The sequence below is a fragment of the Streptomyces sp. NPDC043685 genome (assembly GCF_056436585.1).
The window spans coordinates 67,075-87,896 of record NZ_JBWKCH010000013.1 but is presented as its reverse complement, the minus strand read 5'-3'; the positions used below and the strand labels follow the sequence as shown (position 1 = coordinate 87,896).

The 20,822-nt window shown below is 71.5% G+C and carries 21 protein-coding genes and 1 pseudogene; 11 read left to right on the top strand and 11 right to left on the bottom strand.

All coding sequences use genetic code 11. From position 1 onward, the window contains the following. Positions 1-46: 46 nt before the first annotated feature. The 3 genes from AC0665_RS34410 to rsmI form a co-directional block, all read right to left on the bottom strand. Positions 47-937 (bottom strand): TatD family hydrolase, encoded by an 891-nt coding sequence (locus AC0665_RS34410; protein ID WP_478706529.1) that lies wholly within the window; start codon positions 935-937, stop codon positions 47-49. Between the two features lie 113 nt (positions 938-1,050). Further along, complete coding sequence (locus AC0665_RS34405) at positions 1,051-1,479, bottom strand: hypothetical protein (protein ID WP_478706528.1); 429 nt, start codon at positions 1,477-1,479, stop codon at positions 1,051-1,053. Positions 1,480-1,763: 284 nt separating this feature from the next. Further along, the gene (gene rsmI, locus AC0665_RS34400; RefSeq protein WP_468414403.1) at positions 1,764-2,612 is read right to left on the bottom strand and encodes a 16S rRNA (cytidine(1402)-2'-O)-methyltransferase; all 849 of its coding nucleotides are present in this window, start codon (positions 2,610-2,612) and stop codon (positions 1,764-1,766) included. A gap of 111 nt (positions 2,613-2,723) precedes the next feature. On the opposite strand from rsmI, the gene AC0665_RS34395 reads away from it, so the two are divergent. The 3 genes from AC0665_RS34395 to AC0665_RS34385 all read left to right on the top strand — a co-directional run bounded on the left by AC0665_RS34395 (position 2,724) and on the right by AC0665_RS34385 (position 7,996). Next, the gene (locus AC0665_RS34395) at positions 2,724-4,472 is read left to right on the top strand and encodes a dolichyl-phosphate-mannose--protein mannosyltransferase (protein ID WP_478706527.1); all 1,749 of its coding nucleotides are present in this window, start codon (positions 2,724-2,726) and stop codon (positions 4,470-4,472) included. A 131-nt stretch (positions 4,473-4,603) separates the two neighbouring features. After that, on the top strand, positions 4,604-6,232 hold the full coding sequence (locus tag AC0665_RS34390) for a penicillin-binding transpeptidase domain-containing protein (RefSeq protein ID WP_478706526.1): 1,629 nt from the start codon (positions 4,604-4,606) through the stop codon (positions 6,230-6,232). A 96-nt stretch (positions 6,233-6,328) separates the two neighbouring features. Continuing rightward, entirely contained in the window at positions 6,329-7,996 is a 1,668-nt protein-coding gene (locus AC0665_RS34385; RefSeq protein WP_478609677.1) for a penicillin-binding transpeptidase domain-containing protein, read from the top strand. A 7-nt stretch (positions 7,997-8,003) separates the two neighbouring features. Here the strand turns inward: AC0665_RS34385 and AC0665_RS34380 are convergent, their stop codons facing one another. Continuing rightward, positions 8,004-8,369 (bottom strand): SsgA family sporulation/cell division regulator, encoded by a 366-nt coding sequence (locus AC0665_RS34380; RefSeq protein WP_468414411.1) that lies wholly within the window; start codon positions 8,367-8,369, stop codon positions 8,004-8,006. Positions 8,370-8,537: 168 nt separating this feature from the next. On the opposite strand from AC0665_RS34380, the gene AC0665_RS34375 reads away from it, so the two are divergent. The 6 genes from AC0665_RS34375 (at position 8,538) to AC0665_RS34350 (ending at position 13,351) form a co-directional block, all read left to right on the top strand. Beyond that, positions 8,538-9,596 carry an energy-coupling factor ABC transporter permease gene (locus tag AC0665_RS34375; RefSeq protein ID WP_478706525.1) on the top strand — a complete coding sequence of 353 codons (1,059 nt, stop codon included), beginning with the start codon at positions 8,538-8,540 and terminating at the stop codon, positions 9,594-9,596. A 1-nt stretch (position 9,597) separates the two neighbouring features. Beyond that, entirely contained in the window at positions 9,598-10,359 is a 762-nt protein-coding gene (gene cbiQ / locus AC0665_RS34370) for a cobalt ECF transporter T component CbiQ (protein WP_478509430.1), read from the top strand. After that, complete coding sequence (locus tag AC0665_RS34365) at positions 10,347-11,114, top strand: energy-coupling factor ABC transporter ATP-binding protein (RefSeq protein ID WP_478706524.1); 768 nt, start codon at positions 10,347-10,349, stop codon at positions 11,112-11,114. The genes cbiQ and AC0665_RS34365 overlap by 13 nt, the downstream gene beginning before the upstream one ends. 10 nt (positions 11,115-11,124) lie before the next feature. Continuing rightward, positions 11,125-11,586, top strand: a complete 462-nt coding sequence (locus AC0665_RS34360) for a MarR family winged helix-turn-helix transcriptional regulator (protein ID WP_468636527.1) — start codon at positions 11,125-11,127, stop codon at positions 11,584-11,586. Between the two features lie 102 nt (positions 11,587-11,688). After that, on the top strand, positions 11,689-12,135 hold the full coding sequence (locus tag AC0665_RS34355) for an organic hydroperoxide resistance protein (protein ID WP_478706523.1): 447 nt from the start codon (positions 11,689-11,691) through the stop codon (positions 12,133-12,135). Positions 12,136-12,181: 46 nt separating this feature from the next. Continuing rightward, entirely contained in the window at positions 12,182-13,351 is a 1,170-nt protein-coding gene (locus AC0665_RS34350) for a serine hydrolase domain-containing protein (protein ID WP_478706522.1), read from the top strand. Between the two features lie 315 nt (positions 13,352-13,666). On the opposite strand, the gene AC0665_RS34345 is transcribed toward AC0665_RS34350, so the two are convergent. The 4 genes from AC0665_RS34345 to AC0665_RS34330 all read right to left on the bottom strand — a co-directional run bounded on the left by AC0665_RS34345 (position 13,667) and on the right by AC0665_RS34330 (position 15,597). Then, positions 13,667-13,942: a DUF1876 domain-containing protein gene (locus AC0665_RS34345; protein WP_363119345.1), complete on the bottom strand. Its 276-nt coding sequence runs from the start codon at positions 13,940-13,942 to the stop codon at positions 13,667-13,669. A gap of 70 nt (positions 13,943-14,012) precedes the next feature. Next, entirely contained in the window at positions 14,013-14,858 is an 846-nt protein-coding gene (locus tag AC0665_RS34340; RefSeq protein ID WP_478706521.1) for an EamA family transporter, read from the bottom strand. Then, the gene (locus tag AC0665_RS34335) at positions 14,855-15,367 is read right to left on the bottom strand and encodes a YbaK/EbsC family protein (RefSeq protein WP_478609662.1); all 513 of its coding nucleotides are present in this window, start codon (positions 15,365-15,367) and stop codon (positions 14,855-14,857) included. Before AC0665_RS34335 ends, AC0665_RS34340 begins: the two co-directional genes overlap by 4 nt. Before the next feature lie 44 nt (positions 15,368-15,411). Beyond that, positions 15,412-15,597 (bottom strand): hypothetical protein, encoded by a 186-nt coding sequence (locus tag AC0665_RS34330; RefSeq protein ID WP_030844968.1) that lies wholly within the window; start codon positions 15,595-15,597, stop codon positions 15,412-15,414. Between the two features lie 90 nt (positions 15,598-15,687). Here AC0665_RS34330 and AC0665_RS34325 point away from each other — a divergent pair, with 90 nt between their 5' ends. Continuing rightward, entirely contained in the window at positions 15,688-16,836 is a 1,149-nt protein-coding gene (locus AC0665_RS34325) for a glutathione-independent formaldehyde dehydrogenase (RefSeq protein WP_468636516.1), read from the top strand. Positions 16,837-16,887: 51 nt separating this feature from the next. On the opposite strand, the gene AC0665_RS34320 is transcribed toward AC0665_RS34325, so the two are convergent. After that, a complete protein-coding gene (locus AC0665_RS34320) occupies positions 16,888-17,073 on the bottom strand; it encodes a DUF397 domain-containing protein (protein WP_478706520.1) in 186 nt (61 codons plus the stop codon). Continuing rightward, positions 17,070-17,915: pseudogene (locus AC0665_RS34315) on the bottom strand (helix-turn-helix domain-containing protein). Before AC0665_RS34315 ends, AC0665_RS34320 begins: the two are co-directional and overlap by 4 nt. Positions 17,916-18,052: 137 nt before the next feature. Between AC0665_RS34315 and AC0665_RS34310 the strand changes: the two are divergent. Then, on the top strand, positions 18,053-18,454 hold the full coding sequence (locus AC0665_RS34310; protein WP_468636512.1) for an ATP-binding protein: 402 nt from the start codon (positions 18,053-18,055) through the stop codon (positions 18,452-18,454). 62 nt (positions 18,455-18,516) lie between these two features. On the opposite strand, the gene AC0665_RS34305 is transcribed toward AC0665_RS34310, so the two are convergent. Further along, positions 18,517-20,724, bottom strand: coding sequence for an MMPL family transporter (locus AC0665_RS34305; RefSeq protein WP_478706519.1), 2,208 nt, complete (start codon positions 20,722-20,724; stop codon positions 18,517-18,519). Positions 20,725-20,822 lie beyond the last annotated feature (98 nt).

Sequence of the window (20,822 nt, the reverse complement as noted above, 5' to 3'; positions counted from 1 at the left end):
AGCGACGCGACTACGGACAGTCGTGCGGTGGAGCGGGTGGGCGGGGTCAGTACCCGAAGGCGCGTGCGGTGTTGGCGCCGAGCGCCGTGGCCAGCGTGTCCTCGTCGATGCCGCGCACCTCGGCCATGGCCCGCACCGTGATCGGCACGAGGTAGGGGGCGTTGGGCCGCCCGCGGTAGGGCGCCGGGGTGAGGAAGGGGGCGTCCGTCTCCACCAGGAGGAGCTCCAGCGGGGCCACCGCCACCGCGTCGCGCAGGTTCTGGGCGTTCTTGAAGGTGACGTTGCCGGCGAAGGACATGAAGTAGCCCGCGCTCGCGCAGATCTCCGCCATCTCGGCGTCGCCGGAGTAGCAGTGGAAGACGGTCCGTTCCGGGGCGCCCTCCTCCTTCAGCACGCGCAGGACGTCGGCGTGGGCCTCGCGGTCGTGGATGACCAGGGCCTTGCCGTGCCGCTTGGCGATCTCGATGTGGGCGCGGAAGGACCGCTCCTGCGCCTCCTTGCCCTCGGGGCCGGTGCGGAAGTAGTCGAGGCCGGTCTCACCGACGCCCTTGACCCGCTCCAGCGCGGCCAGCCGGTCGATCTCGGCGAGCGCCTCGTCCAGGGCCGCCGGGCCGCCGGGTTCGCGGGCGCCCTGCCTGGACCAGCCGTCGGGGTCGCCGTGCACGATCCGGGGCGCCTCGTTCGGGTGCAGGGCGACCGTCGCGTGGACGGCGTCGTGCGCCGCCGCCGTCTCGGCCGCCCAGCGGGAGCCCTTGAGGTCGCAGCCGACCTGCACGACCGTCGTCACTCCGACCGACGCCGCCTTGGCCAGCGCCTCCTCGACCGTGCCGGACTGCATGTCCAGGTGCGTGTGGGAGTCGGCGACCGGTACCCGGAGGGGCTCCGGGAGGGGCGGGGCCGCGTTCTTGTCCTGGCGGCCGGAGGCGTTCGAAGGCATGCCCCGATCCTACGAAAGGAGTACGCCCTCCCCGGTAGGGGAGGACCGGGGAGGGCGTCGACAAGGCGGGCCGGACGGGTCGGCCCGCCTTGTGCCGGAAGGGGCCGGAGGGGTCAGCTCGCCTTGCGCTGGAAGCGATGCAGCAGGTCGGACAGGTGCCAGTGGTGGTCGTCGCGCTGTTCCCGGCCCGCCGTCGCCCCGGCCTCGGCGTCCACGGCGGGCGCCTCCACGGGTCCCGCGGGCGGCGGCACACGGGACGGCCGGTGCGCCGCGTCACGGGCCGACGCGACCCGCCCGGGCCGCATGATCCGTACGACGTGGCTGTCGCAGTGGTGGCATTCGGGCTTGCTCAACGGGGAGGGCACCACCTTGCCGTCGGCCACGTAGAGGACGAACTCGTGACCCGCGGCGTCCGTGTGGTGCTCTATCTCGTACGACTGCTCCCAGCCGTGCCCGCATCGCATGCAGGCGAAGGAGTAGGACTCGTTGACGACTGCGGTCGCACCGGCGCGGAGCCCGGTCTGCCCTGCGATCTCACTCATGCCAGCTCCTGTTGGTCCGCTGTGGCGTGAGGGCGATGCCGCCCCCGCAACCCAGTGGACTCCTCGGCCGGACCGATGGCAGCAGACCTGTCGACTGTTGGCCCCGATTTGGGCGTCCCTTGCCCCTGCGCCCCTTCTGCTTTGCCCACCCATGGGGCGCACGCTCAAACGAAAAGCGCCCTGCTCAGAGTGGGTTCAGCGCCCCGTCGGCGGCAGGGGGAACCGCGTCCGCAACCCCACACGACCCGCGCCCCGCGAAGCACCCCGAGCCCCACCCGAACCCGTCACCCCGCCGCGTTCTTCGCGGCGACCACCGCATCGAAAACCACCCTCTTCGGCACACCGGCGTCCGCCGCCACCGCGGCGATCGCCTCCTTGCGCCGCTCCCCCGCTTCCTCCCGCACCCGGACCCGCCGTACCAGCTCCTCGGGCCCGACCTCCTCGGGTCCCTTCTCCGGCGCGCCCTCCACCACCACGGTGATCTCCCCGCGCACACCCTCCGCGGCCCACGCGGCCAGCTCCCCGAGCCCGCCCCGCCGTACCTCCTCGTACGTCTTGGTCAGCTCCCGGCACACCGCCGCCCGCCGCTGCGCCCCGAACACCTCGGCCATGGCCGCCAGCGTGTCGTCGAGCCGGTGCGGGGCCTCGAAGTAGACGAGGGTGCGCCGCTCGTCGGCGACCTCCCGCAGCCGCCCCAGCCGCTCCCCCGCCTTGCGCGGCAGGAACCCCTCGAAGCAGAACCGGTCGACGGGCAGCCCGGACAGCGCCAGCGCGGTGAGCACCGCGGACGGCCCGGGTACGGCGGTGACCCGCACGTCCCGCTCGACGGCGGCCGCGACCAGCCGGTAGCCCGGGTCGGACACGGACGGCATGCCCGCGTCCGTGACGAGCAGCACCCGGGCCCCGCCGACGAGTTCCTCGACCAGCTCCGGCGTCCGGGCGGACTCGTTGCCCTCGAAGTACGACACGACCCGGCCCTTGGGCGTCACGCCCAGCGCCTGGGTCAGCCGGCGCAGCCGCCGCGTGTCCTCGGCGGCGACGACGTCGGCCCCGGCCAGTTCCTCGGCGAGCCGGGGCGGGGCGTCCGCGATGTCGCCGATGGGGGTGCCTGCGAGTACGAGGGTTCCGATCACCCTCCCATCCTCCCAGGGCCCGCGGGCGCGGACTCCTCCCAGGGGCGGAGGATGCGGACGCATACCGGCCATGCACGGGACTCACACAGAACGGTTCCCTACGATGGCGCGGTGACCAGTACCGCGTCCTCCACGGACACCCGGCAGGGCCAGGCGCCGCACGAGCAGCGGACGTCCTGGCAGCAGCGGCTGCGCCGCTTCGGCTACCAGGGGCAGCCCAGAAGCGACGCAGACGACGTCCGTGCGCGCCTGGTGCCGCCGTACACCGAGCCCGGGCCCCGGCTGTGGGCGGCGCTCGGCGTCCCGCACACGCTCGCGGGACGGCTGGTGCGCTGGTCGGGCTGGATCGGCCCGCTGCTGGTGACGCTGCTGGCGGGGGTGCTGCGGTTCTGGAACCTGGGCAACCCCAGGGCGGTGATATTCGACGAGACGTACTACGCCAAGGACGCCTGGGGTCTCGTGCACCGCGGGTTCGAGGTCAGCTGGGACAAGAACGCCAACGACCTGGTGCTGTCGTCGGGCTCGCACGTGGCCATCCCGACGGACGCGGCGTACGTCGTGCACCCGCCGGTCGGCAAGTACGTCATCGGGCTCGGCGAGCTGATGTTCGGGTTCGACCCGTTCGGCTGGCGGTTCATGACGGCGCTGCTCGGCACGCTGTCCGTGCTGCTGCTGTGCCGGATCGGCCGCCGGCTGTTCCGCTCCACCTTCCTGGGGTGCCTCGCGGGCGCGCTGATGGCGGTGGACGGCCTGCACTTCGTGATGAGCCGCACGGCGCTGCTCGACGGCGTGCTGATGTTCTTCGTGCTGGCCGCGTTCGGCTGTCTGCTCGTGGACCGGGACAGGGCACGCGCGCGGCTGGCCGCCGCGCTGCCGGTGGACGCCGACGGCCGGGCCCGTCCCGACCGGTACACGGCCGAGACGACGCGCCTCGGATGGCGCCCCTGGCGCTGGGCGGCGGGTCTGATGCTGGGCCTGGCCATCGGCACCAAGTGGAACGGCCTGTACATCCTGGCCGCGTTCTGTCTGATGGCGGTGTTGTGGGACGTCGGCTCGCGCCGGGTCGCCGGGGCCCGGCACCCGTACACGGCGGTCCTCAAGCGCGACACGGGCCTGGCGTTCCTCGCCACCGTCCCGGTGGCCCTGTTCACCTACCTCCTGTCCTGGACCGGCTGGATCCTCTCCGCCACGGACGGTTCCGGCGGCTACTTCCGCAACTGGGCCGCCACCGGCGGCAAGGGCGGCGACTGGACCTTCCTGCCCGACTGGCTGCGCAGCCTGTGGCACTACGAGCACCAGGTCTACGAGTTCCACGTCGGCCTGTCCTCGCCGCACACCTACCAGTCCAACCCGTGGAGCTGGCTCGTCCTCGGCCGCCCGGTGTCGTACTTCTACGAGTCCCCGGCGCCCGGCAAGGACGGCTGCCCGGCCGACGCCGGCGAGAAGTGCGCCCGCGAGGTCCTCGCCCTCGGCACGCCGCTGCTGTGGTGGGTCGCCTGCTTCGCGGTGCTCTACGTGCTGTGGCGCTGGTTCTTCCGCCGCGACTGGCGGGCGGGCGCCATCGCCTGCGGCATCGCGGCCGGCTACCTGCCCTGGTTCATGTACCAGGAACGCACGATCTTCTTCTTCTACGCCGTCGTCTTCCTGCCGTTCCTGTGCCTGGCGGTGGCGATGCTCCTCGGCGCGATCATCGGCCCACCCCGCTCCACCGACACCCGCCGCGTCGCGGGCGCCACGGCGGCCGGCGTCCTGGTCCTCCTGATCACCTGGAACTTCATCTATTTCTGGCCGCTGTACACGGGCCAGGCCATCCCGATCGACGACTGGCGGTCGCGGATGTGGCTGGACACCTGGGTCTGATCCACGTTCGGCCAAGAAATCGAAACTCACTGCCCTCCAGTAACCGCTTGCGCTTAGAGTGCACCCCGGGATCGAGCTTTCTGAACGCGTTCAATCGAACGGGTGAGGCTCAACGGGGAGGGGACGGCCCAATGGGCAAGGGGGTCAAGGCCGCTGTCGTCGGCGGGGTGTTCGCGGTGATGGTGGGTGGGGCCGGGTACGGGGCCTTCAACATCGTGAGCGCGCTGAGCGGCGACGGCGGCAGCGGGGTCGCCGCGAAGAAGACGGGGCCGCCCGGCAAGGACGAGGTCGAGGAGACCACCGCCGAGTTCTTCGCGGCCTGGGAGAAGGGCGAGGCCGCCAGGGCAGCCTCGTTGACGAACAACGACGCGGCCGCGGAGCGGCTGCTCACCGCCTTCGGCGACGACGCGCATCTCACCGACGTGAAGATCACGCCCGGTGCGGCCAGGGGCACCACCGTGCCCTACGCGGTGAAGGCGAAGGTCGTCCACGACGGGAAGACCGAGCCGCTCGGCTACCGCAGCGAGCTGAAGGTCGTGCGCGGCCTCACCACCGGGCGGGCGCTGGTCGACTGGCAGCCGTCCGTCGTGCACCCCGAGCTGAAGCGGGCGGACGACACCCTCGTCACCGACACGTCGGCCACCCCGCCCATCGAGGCCGTCGGCCGCGACGGCTCCGTGCTGACGAAGGAGAAGTACCCCTCCCTCGGCCCGGTCCTCGACGCCCTGCGCGAGAAGTACGGCGACGAGGCCGGCGGCACCCCCGGCATCGAGCTGGTCGTCCGGCACCCCGGCAACGGCGCCCCCGACACCCCGCTGCTCACCGTCGCCAAGGGCAAGCCCGGCAAGCTCGTCACCACCATCAGCCCGAGCGCGCAGTCGGCGGCCGAGAAGGCGGTCAAGCGGTTCGCCCAGTCGTCGGTGGTGGCCGTCAAGCCGAGCACCGGAGAGGTGCTGGCCGTGGCCAACCACCGCACGGACGGCTTCAACGCGGCCTTCGAAGGCCAGGCGGCGCCCGGCTCCACCATGAAGATCATCACCGCCGCGATGCTGATCGACAACGGCGTGACCTCGATGAACGGCCCGGCCCCCTGCCCCGACACCGCGGTGTGGCAGAGCCAGACGTTCAAGAACCTCACGAACATGAAACCCGACGAGAACGCGACGCTGGCCAACAGCTTCATGCGGTCCTGCAACACCGCCTTCATCAAGCTCATCGACGAGAAGCCGCTCACGGACGCCTCGCTGACCCGGGAGGCCGAGGAGCGCTTCGGGCTGGGCCGGGACAACTGGAAGACCGGCGTCGTCTCCTTCGACGGCAGTGTCCCCGCGGTCGACGGGCCGGACCGGGCGGCGGGTGCCATCGGGCAGGGCCAGGTCCAGATGAGCCCGCTGAACATGGCCTCCGTGACGGCGACCGCGATCACCGGCTCCTTCCGCCAGCCCTACCTCGTCTCGCCGAAGCTGGACGGCCGCGAGCTGGCACAGGCCCGAGGACTGCCGGCGAGCACCGCCTCCCAGCTCAAGCAGATGATGCGGCTGACCGCCACGCAGGGCACGGCCGCGCCGGCCATGGCCGGACTGGGCGACGACATCGGCGCCAAGACCGGTTCCGCCGAGGTCGACGGCAACGCCAGGTCCAACAGCTGGTTCACCGGCTTCCGTGACGACATCGCCGCTGCGGCCATGACCGAGGAGGGCGGGCACGGCGGCGACGCGGCCGGGCCGATTGTCGCAGCCGTGCTACGAACGGGTGGCTGATCTCACCCCCACAGGACGGGACTCTAGGGTGGTGGCCGTCGTTGGGACAGCCGAGGGCAACGGGGACCCTGGGGATTCGCGGAGGAACGAACAGCAGTGGGCAACAGAAGGCGCGTCGCCGAGCGACGGAAGACGGGACCCGCCGTGGTCGGCGGGATGATCGCCGTGGTCGTCGGCGGTGCCGGGTTCGGTGCCTACGCTCTGTTCGGCGGCGGTGCCGCCGCCGACGACGGGACGCACGCTCCGGACCGGAAGCCCGAGGTGAAGACCGGCCCGCTGTCCCCGGCCGAGGTCACCACCACCGCCCGCGCCTTCCTCACCGCCTGGCAGTCCGGCAAGGCCGACCGGGCCGCCTCGGCCACCGACGACCCGGCGGCGGCCCGGCCGCTGCTCACCGGCTACACCAAGGACGCCCACATCAAGGACGTCACCCTCACCCCGGGCACCCGCGCGGGTGACAAGGTGCCGTTCACCGTCAAGGCCACGGTGGCGTACAAGGGCACCGAGAAGCCGCTGGCGTACGACAGCGCGCTGACCGTCGTCCGCCGCGCCGGCGACGGAAAGCCCCTGGTCGACTGGCACGCGGCGGTCGTCCACCCCGACCTGAGGGACGGCGACACGCTGGTCACCGGCGCGGCGGGCACGCCCCCGGTCAAGGCCCTCGACCGGGACGGCGGCGAACTGACCACGAAGAAGTACGCCTCGATCGGCCCCGTCCTGGACGGACTGCGCGAGAAGTACGGCAAGGAGGCCGGCGGCAAGGCCGGTGTCGAACTGCGCGTGGTGCGCGGGAAGGCCGCCAAGGCGAAGGACCTCTCCGACAAGACCCTGCTGGAGCTGAGCGAGGGCACCCCGGGCACCGTGAAGACCACGCTGGACCCGGCCCTGCAGGCGGCGGCCGAACAGCAGGTCGCCAAGAAGGCCAGGTCGTCGGTGGTCCTGCTGCGGGTGTCGACCGGCGAGATCCTGGCCGCCGCCAACGCCTCGCCCGGCTTCAACACCGCCTTCCAGGGCTCCCTCGCCCCCGGCTCCACGATGAAGGTCATCACCTCCTCGCTGCTGATCGAGAAGGGTCTGGCCTCGCCGGACAAGAAGCACCCGTGCCCGAAGTACTTCACGTACGGGCACTGGAAGTTCCAGAACGACGACAAGTTCGAGATCAAGAACGGCACCTTCAAGGCGAGTTTCGCCCGCTCCTGCAACACGGCCTTCATCAGTCAGGCGCCGAAGCTGAAGAACGACGACCTCACCAAGCAGGCCCAGCAGGTCTTCGGCCTGGGGATGAACAACTGGGCGATCGGTGTGCCGTCCTTCGACGGCGCGGTGCCGGTGCAGTCGGCGGCCCAGATGGGCGCCTCGCTGATCGGGCAGGGCGGGGTCCGGATGAACCCGCTGAACATGGCGTCGGTGTCGGCGACGGTGAAGTCCGGCACCTTCCACCAGCCCTATCTGGTCTCCCCGCAGATGGACGGGCGGCCGCTGGCGAAGGCCGCGCGCACGATGTCCGCGGGCACCCTGTCCCAGTTGCGTGAACTGATGGCGTACACGGCCGCGTACGGCACGGCCGCGGAGGCGATGGCCGGGGTCGGCGGGGATGTCGGCGCGAAGACCGGTTCGGCCGAGGTCGACGGGCAGAAGAAGCCGAACGGCTGGTTCACGGCCTACCGGGGCGACCTGGCCGCCGCGGGCGTGGTCCAGCAGGGCGGACACGGCGGTTCGACGGCCGGCCCGATCGTGGCGGCGCTGCTGAAGAAGGGCGGCTGAGCCCGGGTCAGTGCGTGACGGGTTCCGCGACGGCCGTGTACGTCCGCCGCAGGAACCGCAGCAGCGCCTGCCGCTCGAACTGCACCACCGACACGCCCTGCGCGGAGTGGAACTCCACCACGACCTGCACCCGGCCGCACGGCCACACCCGCACTTCACCGCTGCCGGCGGGGGCGCGCAGCCCCTCCTCCAACAGCTCGCGGCCGAAGGTCCACTCGCGGCCCCCGGCCCCCGGCAACCCGACGCGCACCGACCGGGGGTCGCGGTCGGGGTCGTACCGCAGGGTGACCGGAATCGCCTCCAGCTCGTCGACGAGCGGGACGGGCGCGTCCGTGACGATGTGGGCTCGCGCGTACTGCTCGACTACGGACATCGGACGGCCCCTTCACCGTGCGTGATCCAAGTGGAAACCGTGCGTCCACTCCCCCTCCAATGTCCCATATTTTCCGGATTGTGCCTCTTGAGGCGGATATATCGCCGATGAGATGAAACAAGCATCACGCTCTTGCAAATCGTTCGCATCAAGCCACATCATCGAACGGTGCATGTACCTGACGGATTCATCAACGCGCCCACCTCCGCCGCCACCGGTGTGATCGCCGCGGGCGCCGTCGCCGTGAGCCTGCGCGGCGCACGCCGCGAACTCGACGAGCGCACGGCGCCGCTGGCCGGACTGGTCGCGGCGTTCATCTTCGCCGTGCAGATGCTGAACTTCCCCGTCGCGGCCGGGACCAGCGGCCATCTGCTCGGCGGTGCGCTGGCGGCGATACTCGTCGGGCCCTACACCGGGGTCCTGTGTGTGTCCGTCGTGCTGCTGATGCAGGGCATCCTCTTCGCGGACGGCGGTCTGACCGCGCTCGGCGTGAACATCACCGACATGGCGATCGTCACCACCGTCGTCGCCTACGCCCTCTTCCGCGGCCTGGTGAAGGTGCTGCCCCGCACCCGCCGGTCGGTCACCGCGGCCTCCTTCGTCGCGGCCCTGGTCTCCGTCCCGGCCGCCGCGCTGGCCTTCACCCTGATGTACGCGATCGGCGGCACCACCGACGTCTCCATCGGCAAGGTCGCCACCGCCATGATCGGTGTGCACGTTCTGATCGGCATCGGCGAGGCGGCGATCACCGCGCTGACCGTCGGCGCGGTCATCGCCGTACGCCCCGACCTGGTGTACGGGGCGCGCGGGCTGACGCGGAAGCTCAAGCTGCGGGTGAACGGCGAGCTGGTCGACGCGCCCGGCGCCGAGCCCGCCCCCGTGGCCGCCCGGACCTCGCACCGCGGGGTGTGGGCCGCCGGCCTGGTGACCTCCCTGGTCCTGGCCGGATTCGTCAGCTTCTACGCCTCCGCGGACCCCGACGGTCTGGAGAAGGTCGCCGCCGACCAGGGCCTCGACAAGAAGGCCGAGGAGCACACGGCGGCCGACTCGCCGCTCGCCGACTACGGCGTCAAGGACGTCGACGACGCCCGCCTGTCCGGGGGGCTCGCGGGCGTCATCGGGGTGGGCGTCACGGTCGTCGCGGGCACGGGTGTGTTCTGGGCCGTGCGCCGCCGCCGTGCGAACGCCACCTCCCCGGCCGACACGACGAGCGTGACGAGCGTCTGACATGGGAGCCGGGCACGCGCACAAGCTGTACCGGCACGGGCACTCTCCCGTGCACGGCCTGCCGCCGCACACCAAACTCGCCGCCGTGTTCGCCTTCGTGGTCGTCGTGGTGTCGACACCGCGCGAGGCGATGTGGGCGTTCGGGCTGTACGCCGTGCTGCTCGGGGCCGTCGCGTACGTCGCGCGCGTGCCCGCCGGCTTCCTGCTCAGGCGGCTGCTGATCGAGGTGCCGTTCGTCGCGTTCGCGGTGCTCATGCCGTTCGTGGCGGAGGGCGAGCGGGTCGACGTCCTCGGCCTGTCCCTGAGCGTGAACGGACTGTGGGGCGCCTGGAACGTACTCGCCAAGGGCACGCTCGGCGTCGCGGCCTCGGTGCTGCTGGCCGCCACCACCGAACTGCGCGAACTGCTCCTCGGCCTCCAGCGCCTCAAACTCCCGCCGCTCCTCGTGCAGATCGCGTCCTTCATGATCCGCTACGGCGACGTCATCACCGACGAGATGCGGCGCATGCGGATCGCCCGGGAGTCACGCGGCTTCGAGGCCAGGGGCGTCAAGCACTGGGGCGTGCTCGCCAAGTCGGCGGGCGCGCTGTTCATCCGCTCCTACGAGCGCGGCGAGCGGGTGCACCTGGCCATGGTCAGCCGCGGCTACGCCGGTTCCATGCCGGTCATCGACGAGGTGACCGCGTCCCGGGCGCAGTGGTCGTACGCCCTCGCCCTCCCCTGCGCCGCCCTCCTCGTCTGTCTGCTGGGATGGATCCTGTGACTGCTTCCCTCGAGGTCCTCGGACTCGCCTTCGCCTACCCCGACGGCCACCAGGCCCTCTTCGGCGTCGACTTCTCGATCGCCTGCGGCGAGCGGGTCGCGCTGCTCGGTCCGAACGGCGCCGGCAAGACGACCCTCGTGCTGCACCTCAACGGCATCCTGACCGGCGGCGCCGGCACGGTGCGGGTGGCCGGGCTGCCCGTCGGCAGGCAGCACATGGCCGAGATCCGGCGCCGGGTCGGCATCGTCTTCCAGGACCCGGACGACCAGCTCTTCATGCCGACGGTCCGGGAGGACGTGGCGTTCGGGCCGGCGGCGGCCGGGCTGAAGGGGCCCGAGCTGGAGGAGCGCGTGGAGCGGGCCCTGGAGCGGGTCGGCATGGCCGGGTTCAAGGACCGGCCCCCGCACCACCTGTCCTTCGGGCAGCGGCGCCGGGTGGCCGTCGCGACGGTGCTGGCGATGGAGCCGGAGATCCTCGTGCTCGACGAGCCCTCCTCCAACCTCGACCCCGCCTCCCGCCGCGAGCTGGCGGACATCCTGCGCTCGCTGGACGTGACCGTGCTGATGGTCACGCACGACCTGCCCTACGCCCTGGAGCTGTGCCCGCGCTCCCTGATCCTCAGCGACGGGGTGATCGCGGCCGACGGAAGGACGAACGAGCTGCTCGCCGACGAGGAGCTGATGCGGGCCCACCGCCTGGAGCTGCCGTTCGGTTTCGATCCGCGTTCCGTCCCTGCGGCCGGTGCCCGTCCCTGACAATGGGCGCGTGACCAACGAGGAGAGCGACGGATCCCTGCTGCTGGACGAGCAGCTGTGCTTCGCGCTGTACGCCGCCCAGCGCGCGGTGACGGCGGCGTACCGCCCGCTCCTCGACGAGCTGGGCCTCACCTATCCGCAGTACCTGGTGCTGCTGGTCCTCTGGGAGCGCGGCGAGACCACGGTGAAGGAACTGGCCGCGGCCCTGCGCCTCGACTACGGCACGGTCTCGCCCCTGCTGAAGCGCCTGGAGGCCGCAGGTCTCCTCCGGCGTGAGCGGTCGGCGCGGGACGAGCGCTCGGTGCTCGTGGCCGTGACCGGGCGCGGGGAGGAACTCCGCGAGCGGGCGGGGCGGGTGCCCGGCGCGCTGCTGACCACGACGGGGCTCGACGCGGCGGAGGCCGGGCGGCTGCGCGCGGAGCTGTGGCGGCTGGCCGAGCGGGCCGGGTCGGCGGCGGACCGGGCCCGCTGAGGGTTACCCCCGGTTGCCACCCCCTGGGCACGACACGGGAGTTACCGGCCAGTACCTTGTGCACGATGTGTTGGTGCACACCTGGTTCCGGGGGAGGACAGCATGACTGACGGCCCCGCCGTCGACACCCGCCCGACGAAGATCATGTTCGTGGCGGAGGCCACCGCCCACGGGGGCCGCGAGGGCTATGTCACCAGCCAGGACGGTCAGCTCGACCTCAAGGTCGCCATGCCCCCGCAGTTCGGCGGCGACGGCGACGGCACCAACCCGGAACAGCTGTTCGCGGCCGGCTACAGCTCCTGCTTCCACAGCGCCCTGATGCTCGTGGGCAACCGCGAGGGCTACGACCTGACCGGTTCCACGGTCTCCGCGAAGGTCGGCATCGGCCCCAACCAGCAGCGCGGCTACGGCCTCGCGGTCGCCCTGAGCGTCTCCCTGCCGGTCGTCGACACGGGCCTCGCGACCAGGCTGGTGGACGCGGCCCACGAGGTCTGCCCGTACTCGAACGCGACCCGCGGGAACATCGACGTGACCATCCTGCTTGGCTAGAGGGGAGTACGACGACCGGCACAGCGGCGAGACGAGGAGTACGGGCGTGGACGTGCACGGCACAGTGGCCGAGGGCTTCGAGCCGGTGAGGGACGCGTTCGCACGGAACTTCGCCACGCTCGGGGACCGGGGCGCGGCGGTCGCCGTCTACCGGGACGGGCACAAGGTCGTCGACCTGTGGGGCGGCACCAGGGACGTCGACGGCACGGCCCCGTGGGAGCGCGGCACGGCCCAGGTCGTGCGCTCGGCGACGAAGGGGGTCGCCGCCGCCGTGCTCCTGCTGCTGCACCAGCGCGGGCAGCTCGACCTGGACGCGCCGGTGGGGCATTACTGGCCGGAGTTCAAGGCGCGGGGCAAGGAGCGGGTGCTGGTCCGGCACGTGCTGAACCACCGCGCGGGGCTGCCCGTCCTCGACCGGCCGCTCACCCCGCAGGAGGCCCTCGACCCGCTGAGGGGCCCGGAGGCGGTCGCCGCACAGGCCCCCGCCTGGGAGCCCGGCACCGACCATGGCTATCACGCGCTCACCTACGGCTGGCTGCTCGACGAACTCGTGCGGCGCGTCACCGGGCAGGGCACCGGGCAGTGGCTCGCGTCGCAGGTCACCGGCCCGCTGGGCCTCGACCTCTGGCTCGGGCTGCCGGAGTCGGAGGCCGGCCGGGTGGGACGGGTGGGCCGTGTCGAGGGGGCCGAACCGGCCGGGGGCCTGCGCGCCCGCCCGAAGCGCTCGGTCACCGAGGCCTACGAGGACCCGGACTCGCTCACCCGCCGGGCCTTCGCCGCGATCTCCCCCTTCCCCGACCAGAACGACCCCGCCTACCGCGCGTCCGCCCTGCCCGCGACGAACGCCATCGCGACGGCGGACGGACTGGCCCGCTTCTACGCGACCCTGATCGGCGACACGGCCGGCGCCGCGCGCCTGTTCACGCCGGAGACCGTGGAACGGGCCCGGGCCGAGGAGTCGGCGGGCCCCGACCGGGTTCTGGTGGTCGGCACCCGCTTCGGCCTCGGCTACATGCTGCACGGCAGCGCCTCGCCGTTCCTCGCCCCGGGCTCCTTCGGCCACCCGGGCCGCGGCGGCGCCCTCGGCTTCGCCGACCCGGAGACGGGGATCGCCTTCGGCTACGTCACCAACGGCTTCCGCAAGACCGTGACGGCGGATCCTCGGGCGCAGGGGCTGGTGCGGGCGGTGCGCGGGGTGCTGGACGCGTCTGCCTAGGAGCCTGTCCGGCCCGTCGCGCGGACCGGTGCGGTGACAGGGGCTCGCCTGCGTCTCGACGCCGACGCGGCGCGCCCCCCGCACGGCGCAGTGCCCGTGCGGGGGGCGCGGTTCACGGTCCCCGGGGTGGTCAGGCCCTGATCAGCTGGGCGACCCGTTGCCCGTGCCCGGCGGCCTGCTCGTGCCCGGTACTCATCGACTTGTTCCGAGACCTCCTGGCCCCGGTCGCCCTCACCGCCCGGCGGGGCGCTGGGGCCGTGCGCGGCCAGGTCGTCTCGGCGCTCGGCCCGCCGCGGGAGCGTGCGAACGCACCCGTCAGACGTGGATGGGGTGCGAGGTCCGGCCGGACGCCTGGTCGATCTCCTCGTGGGCCTTGGTCAGCAGCGCCATGGCGAGTTCGTTGAGGGCCCGGGCCCCGGCGATCTCCTCCCCGACCCTCGGCTGATTCGCGTCGGTCCGGTGCCGGCTGGCGTGCCCGTGCCCCCGTACCTCGGTGCCGTCGGGCAGGCGGACCATCGCGGCCGCTCGCGTGTGCTGGTCGTCCTCCGCGAACTCCATCTCGACGTGCCACCCCACGGTGGTGTGCATCATGACGATCACCTCCGGAACCCTTAGTTCCAGGGTGCTCCTCGCACGGTCCGGACGCACCCGGCTGACGGGCCTATCCGGCGTGCAGCATCAGCCCGATCCCGACGACCAGCAGCCCGGCCGCCGCGATCCTCGGCGCACCGAACCGCTCCTTGAACAACACCGCCCCGATGGCCGCGCCCACGATGACCGACGACTCGCGCAGCGCCGCGATCGGCGCGAGGGGGGCCCTGGTCTGGGCCCACAGGACGAGGGCGTAGGCGGCGACGGACAGCGCGGCGCCGAGCAGCCCGACCGCGGCGAAGGGCCGGAGCAGGGCGACCGTGTCACCGCGCCGGCGCCATGCCGCGTAGGCCGGGATGACGACCCCCTGCACCGCCATCAGCCAGGCGATGTACCCGAGGGAGGACCCGGAGGCCCGTACGCCCAGCCCGTCCAGGACCGTGTACACCGCTATGGTCAGCCCGGTCGCCAGGGCCGCCCCGATCGCCGCCCAGTCGGGCCGCCGCCCGCGCAGTCCCCACAGGGCGACGCCGGTCAGGCCCGCGCACGACAGGGCGATCCCGGCGGCGGCCCACCCGTCGGGCACCTCGTGCGCGAAGAGGGCGGCGAGCAGGGTCACGACCAGGGGCGCGGTGCCCCGGGCGATGGGGTAGGCCTGCCCGAAGTCGCCCAGCCGGAAGGATGTCATCAGCAGGGCGTAGTAGGCGATGTGGACGGCGGCGGAGGCGAGCAGATACGGCCACGCTCCGGCCGCCGGGAACGCCACGAACGGTGCCAGGGCCAGCCCGATGACGACCCCGCCGCCCGAGATCAGCGTGAAGCCGGCCAGCTTGTCGGTGATCTTGTGGGCGATGGCGTTCCAGCTGGCGTGTGTGACGGCGGCGAGCAGGACGGCGGCGGTGACCAGGGGTGTCACGCGGTGCGCTCGCGCACGTCCACCAGGGTGCCGCCGGCGTGGGTGACGAGGTCCTCGGGGGCCATGGGGAACACGGAGTACGGCGTCCCGGCCGCCGCCCAGACGACGTCGTGCTCCAGCAGGGACCGGTCGGCGAGCACGCGGGTCCTGGTCCGGTGCCCGAAGGGCGGCACACCGCCGATGGCGTACCCGGTGGTCTCCCGTACGACGTCCACCTTGGCCCGGGTGACCTTGTCGGCGCCGAGCTCCTTGCGGACGAGTTCGAGGTCGACGCGGGACGAGCCGTCCATGAGCACCAGGACCGGCACATCGTCCGCTGCGAAGATCAGCGACTTGCAGATCTGGCTCAGCTCGCACCCGATCGCGGCGGCGGCCTCCTCGGCGGTGCGCGTGGCCTCCGGAAACCTGCGGACCTGCTGGAGGAGGTCTCCGAGCCCGAGCTCCCGCAGGGCATCGGCGAATCGGGGATGAGCTCCAGAACCTTCGGCGGTGGCGGCTGTCGTCGTCATGCCCCGCACGCTAGCGGTACGTGTAGACGGCACGCGAGGCCGTTTCAGCCGGTGGTGTCCTCCGGGCGGACGTCCGCGAACTCCCACCAGGCGAGCGGCAGCCAGTCGCCGTCGACGAAGCCGTCGACGGATCCGCCGTTGCCCTGGATGGCCACACGGGTGCCGACCGGGTAGGTGGTGCCGGACAGTCCGGAGACCGCCACGAGAAGGGTGCCTATACGACGAGACAAAGCCCTACTTCCTTTCTCCTCTGGGTGCAAATCGTCTCATCATGCACCAGCCTGGTATATGAGCCACGGCACAGACGGAGGTGCTTGACGATGAGGGCTGTCGTATACAAGGGGCCCTTCGAGGTAGCGATCGAGCAAGTGGAGGATCCACGCATTCAGCACCCGAACGATGTGCTCGTCCGGGTCACGTCAACAGCCATCTGCGGCTCCGACCTGCACATGTACGAGGGCCGCACGGCCGCGGAGCCGGGCATCGTGTTCGGCCACGAGAACCTCGGCGTCGTCGAGGAGACAGGAGAGGGGGTCACCACCCTCAGCAAGGGCGACCGGGTGGTCATGCCGTTCAATGTGGCCTGCGGGTTCTGCAAGAACTGTTCGGCGGGCTTCACGGGCTTCTGCCTGACGGTGAACCCGGGCTTCGCCGGCGGGGCCTACGGCTATGTCGCGATGGGGCCCTACACCGGAGGCCAGGCGGAGTACGTACGGGTGCCGTACGCCGACTTCAACTGTCTCAAGCTCCCGGAGGGCACCGAGAAGGAGACCGATTTCGTCCTGCTCGCGGACATCTTCCCGACGGGCTACCACGGCAACGAACTGGCCGACGTGCGGCCCGGTGACACGGTCGCCGTGTACGGCGCCGGTCCGGTCGGGCTGATGGCCGCCTACTCCGCGATGCTGCGCGGGGCGAGCAAGGTCTTCGTGGTCGACCGGGTGGCGGAACGCCTCCAGAAGGCCGAGGAGATCGGCGCGGTCCCGGTCGACTTCACCCAGGGCAACCCGGCGGAGCAGATCAAGGAACAGACCGGCGGCCAGGGAACCGACAAGGGAATCGACGCCGTCGGCTACCAGGCCCAGGCCCACGGGGAGGGCGAGGACCGTGAGGAACCGGCGGTCGTGCTGAACTCCCTGGTCGAGACGGTCCGGCCGACGGGTGCTCTCGGGGTGCCCGGTCTGTACGTCCCGAGCGACCCGGGCGGTCCCGACGAGCAGGCCAAGAAGGGCATGCTGATGGTCGCCGTCGGGCGCCTCTTCGAGAAGGGGCTCCGCATGGGCACCGGGCAGTGCAACGTCAAGCGGTACAACCGGCACCTGCGGGACATGATCATCGAGGATCGCGCGAAGCCCAGCTTCGTCGTCTCGCACGAACTGCCGCTCGACCAGGCGGCGTCGGCGTACGAGAAGTTCGACAAGCGCGTCGAGGGCTACACGAAGGTGGTGCTCCACCCCCAGGCGGCGTAGGAACCACGGGCAGGGCCGCTCGTCGTCGGCGACGGCGTGCGGCCCCGGCCGTCACTCGGTGACGTACGTCAGGAACGACGCCCACGTGGTGGAGTCGACCGTGACGTAGGGAGTGCCCGGGGTCTTGGAGTCGCGGATGTGGATCGTGGCGGGGGTGTGGGCGACCTCTACGCAGTCGCCGGGGTCAGGTCCGCTGCTGTAGCTGCTCTTGACCCAGTGGAGTTCGGTGGCGCTCATAGTCTCCCCAGCGCTTGCTCAATGAAGGCCAGCGACTCCCTCGGAGAGAGAGCCTGCGCCCGGATCATCCCATAGCGCAGTTCAAGGACCCTGAGGTCTCGCGGACTTGAGACGGGACGGCCGTTGAACGCACCGTCAGAACGACCGACCCCCGTACCGTCCGAGAACCTCAGCACTTCGATCAGCCCGTGCATACCGGCATGCTCCTCACGATCAGTCGGCATCACTTGGAGCGAGATGGTCCGCGACTCTCCCACCTCCAGCAGGTGTTCGAGTTGTCAGCGCAACACCATCCTGCCTCCGAGAGGGCGTTCCAGCGTCACCTGTTCCTGGACGAAACTCAAAGCCGGAGCAGGGTCCCGATCGAACACGGATTTTCTGGCCATCCGTGCCGCGACTGCGCGTTCCACCACGTCTCGCGACAGCGCGGGGAGCCGGTTCTCGAACATCGCCTCGGCGTACTCGGGCGTCTGCAACAGGCCGTGGATGTGATGCGTGGAGTAGAGCAGCATCTCCACCGCCCGCTCCTCCAACTGCGCCAGTTCCCGGGCCCTCTTCGGATACCGAGCCCTCTCCATGTCCTTCATGAACGCCCTCAGGTGCCCCTGGGCGTTCAGCACCTGATCCACCCTGTCCAGGTACTCCGGCCGGGGAATCCGCGCCCCGCGTTCCATCTTGCGGATCATGTCCTCGCCATAGCCGAGCACCTCGCCCAGCTCGGCGACCCGCAGGCCCGCCGCCTCCCGGCACACCTTCAGCAGCTTCCCCACCGCCTGGACCAGCGGCTCGATCTCGTCGCCCGGCTCGACATCCCAGCCGGCCTCGTCCACAGCCTCGTTCATGCCCCACCTCCATCGCGCAGCCGTACCCGCACAACGCCCGGGACAGCCGAGACAGCACGAGACAAACCCCGGACAGTAGCGATACGCACACCCGCTGTCTCCGGTCCCGGGGCACGGACTCCGCCACGCTGAGTCACATGAACCAGGAGACCACCATCCGCAACCTCAGCCTGCTGCTCTCGCCCACGCCCCGGGGAGCCCGGCTCGCCCGTCTCCTCGCCACGGAACAACTCCGCGCGTGGGGACTGCCTTTGAGCCCTGCCGAGCAGATCGTCGCCGAGCTCGCGACCAACGCCGCCACCCACGGGCGCGTCCCCGGCCGGGACTTCCGGCTGACGCTCCACGTCGTCGGCGGCACCCTCCGTATCGAGGTCACGGACACGCGCGGTGACCGACTCCCCCATCTCAGGCGGACGGCCCCGGACGCCACCAGCGGCCGGGGCCTCGTCGTCGTGGCCGCCCTCGCCGGTCGCTGGGGCGTGACACCGGGCCCGCACCCGCGCAAGACGGTGTGGGCCGAAGTCGATATGCCCGGGTGAGAGGCCGGTGAGGGCGCTCCGTCCCCACGGGTGCCCTCACCGGCCGGTCCTCTCGCGCGTTGTCAGACGCGGACCAGTTCCCTGTCTCCGTCGGCGTCGCCGGAGGCGGCGCGCAGGCCCTCGCCCTCGACGTCCACGTTGGGCAGCGCGCGGTCGAGCCACTTCGGCAGCCACCACGCCTTGCGGCCGAGGAGGGCCAGGACGGCCGGGACGATGGCCATGCGGACGACGAACGCGTCGAAGAAGACCGCGGTCGCGAGGCCGAAGCCGATCATCTTGACCATCGACTCGGAGGAGCCGATGAACCCGGCGAAGACGGCCATCATGATGACCGCGGCGGCGGTGACGACGCGCGCACCGTGCCGGAACCCGGTGACCACGGCCTGGGCCGGCTTCTCACCGTGGACATACGCCTCGCGCATCCGGGTCACGAGGAACACCTCGTAGTCCATGGCCAGACCGAAGACCACGCCGACCATGAAGATCGGCATCATCGACATGACCGGCCCGGTCTGCTCCACGCCCATCAGGCCGGACAGCCAGCCCCACTGGAAGACCGCGACGACCGCGCCGAGGGCCGCCATCACCGACAGCAGGAAGCCGAGGGCCGCCTTCAGCGGGACCAGGATCGAGCGGAAGACCACGATCAGCAGCAGGAAGGCAAGGCCCACCACCAGCACCAGGTAGGGCACGAGTGCGTCGTTGAGCTTCTCGCTGACGTCGATGTTCATGGCCGTGCTGCCGGTGACCAGGACGTTCGCGCCGGTGTCGGCCTTGATGCCCGCGCCCGCGTCCCTGATGCCGTGCACCAGGTTCTCCGTGGTGACCGAGGACGGCTTGGAGCCGGGGATCACGGTGATGGTGGCGGTGTCGCCGGGGTTGTTGGGCTGCGCCGGCGTGACCGTCACGACGTCCTTCAGGCCCTTGATCTCGTCGCGGGTCTCGGCGAAGACCGCCTTGGCGTCTTCGCTGCCCTTCGCGTCGACGACGACCATCAGCGGGCCGTTGAAGCCGGGCCCGAAGCCCTCGGACAGCAGGTCGTAGGCGCGGCGCTGGGTGGTGGAGGTGGGCTGGGAGCCGTCGTCGGGCAGGCCCAGCTCCAGGGAGGTCGCCGGGACGGCCGCCGCGCCGAGGCCGACGACGCCGAGCAGCAGGACGGCGACCGGGCGGCGCACGACGAAGCTCGCCCAGCGCGTGCCCAGGTTCGGCTTGGCCGGCCGGTCCTTGTGTCGCGCCCGGCCGAGGAGCTTGCCCTTCTCCCCCATCGGCCTGACCTTGCGGCCCGCGTAGCCGAGCAGCGCCGGGATCATCGTCAGGGCGATCAGCACGGCGATGGCCACGGTGCCCGCCGCCGCGATGCCCATCTTCGTCAGCATCGGGATGTTGACCACGGACAGGCCCACCAGCGCGATCACCACCGTCAGACCCGCGAAGACCACCGCGGAGCCCGCCGTGCCGACGGCCCGGCCCGCCGCCTCCTCGCGCTCGCGGCCCTCGGCCAGTTCGGCGCGGTAGCGGGAGACGATGAACAGCGCGTAGTCGATGCCGACGGCCAGGCCGATCATCATCGCCAGGATGGACGTGGTCGAGCCGAGGTCCAGCGCACTGGCCAGGCCCGTGATCGTGGAGACGCCGATGCCCACGCCGATGAGCGCCGTCAGCAGCGGCAGCCCGGCCGCGACCAGTGAGCCGAAGGTGATGACCAGGACGACCGCGGCGACCGCGATGCCGATGACCTCGCTGGAGCCGGTGTGCGGGACGGCCTGGAGCGCGTCACCGCCGATCTCGACGGTCAGCCCGGCCTCGCGCGCGTCCTGCGCGGTGTCCTTGAGGGCGTCCTTCGCGGCGTCGTCCAGCTCCATGCCGGAGACCTTGTACGACACCTGCGCGTAGGCGATGGTGCCGTCCTCGCTGACGGCCTTCGCCCGGTAGGGGTCGGTGACGCGGACGACGTCGGAGCCGTCGGACAGCTCCTTCACCGTGTCCCGGACCGTCGCCTTGTTGCCCGGGTCGGTCATCTTCTCGCCGCTCGGCGCCTTGAAGACGACGCGTGCGGTGGCGCCGTCGGCACTGGTGCCGGGGAAGCGCTGCTCCAGCAGGTCGAAGGCCTTCTGGGCCTCGGTGCCGGGGATGGAGAACGAGCTGTTGCCCGCGGTGGGCGCGCCGGCCGCGCCGACACCGGCGAGGGTCAGCAGCGCCACCCATATCAGGGCGACGAAGTGCCGCCGCCGGAACGAGAGCCGGCCGAGTTTGTAGAGGAAAGTGGCCACGAGGGCGTACTCCCGGTCAGTCGTGTGGTCTTCAGGGCAGGGGTGATCAGCCCGACGACATGAGCGGAGACGTCAGGTAAGGGGTGGGGCGAGGGGGA

What these genes read in the sequence shown, in the direction of transcription:
- cbiQ (WP_478509430.1), top strand. Translation starts at nt 9,598, where the DNA reads ATGGGAGCCGGGCACGCGCACAAGCTGTACCGGCACGGGCACTCTCCC.
- AC0665_RS34320 (WP_478706520.1), bottom strand. Translation starts at nt 17,073, where the DNA reads ATGAGCGCCACCGAACTCCACTGGGTCAAGAGCAGCTACAGCAGCGGA.
- AC0665_RS34310 (WP_468636512.1), top strand. Translation starts at nt 18,053, where the DNA reads ATGAACCAGGAGACCACCATCCGCAACCTCAGCCTGCTGCTCTCGCCC.
- AC0665_RS34380 (WP_468414411.1), bottom strand. Translation starts at nt 8,369, where the DNA reads ATGTCCGTAGTCGAGCAGTACGCGCGAGCCCACATCGTCACGGACGCG.
- AC0665_RS34355 (WP_478706523.1), top strand. Translation starts at nt 11,689, where the DNA reads ATGACTGACGGCCCCGCCGTCGACACCCGCCCGACGAAGATCATGTTC.
- AC0665_RS34405 (WP_478706528.1), bottom strand. Translation starts at nt 1,479, where the DNA reads ATGAGTGAGATCGCAGGGCAGACCGGGCTCCGCGCCGGTGCGACCGCA.
- AC0665_RS34335 (WP_478609662.1), bottom strand. Translation starts at nt 15,367, where the DNA reads ATGACGACGACAGCCGCCACCGCCGAAGGTTCTGGAGCTCATCCCCGA.
- AC0665_RS34410 (WP_478706529.1), bottom strand. Translation starts at nt 937, where the DNA reads ATGCCTTCGAACGCCTCCGGCCGCCAGGACAAGAACGCGGCCCCGCCC.
- AC0665_RS34325 (WP_468636516.1), top strand. Translation starts at nt 15,688, where the DNA reads ATGAGGGCTGTCGTATACAAGGGGCCCTTCGAGGTAGCGATCGAGCAA.
- AC0665_RS34390 (WP_478706526.1), top strand. Translation starts at nt 4,604, where the DNA reads ATGGGCAAGGGGGTCAAGGCCGCTGTCGTCGGCGGGGTGTTCGCGGTG.
- AC0665_RS34345 (WP_363119345.1), bottom strand. Translation starts at nt 13,942, where the DNA reads ATGATGCACACCACCGTGGGGTGGCACGTCGAGATGGAGTTCGCGGAG.
- AC0665_RS34365 (WP_478706524.1), top strand. Translation starts at nt 10,347, where the DNA reads ATGGATCCTGTGACTGCTTCCCTCGAGGTCCTCGGACTCGCCTTCGCC.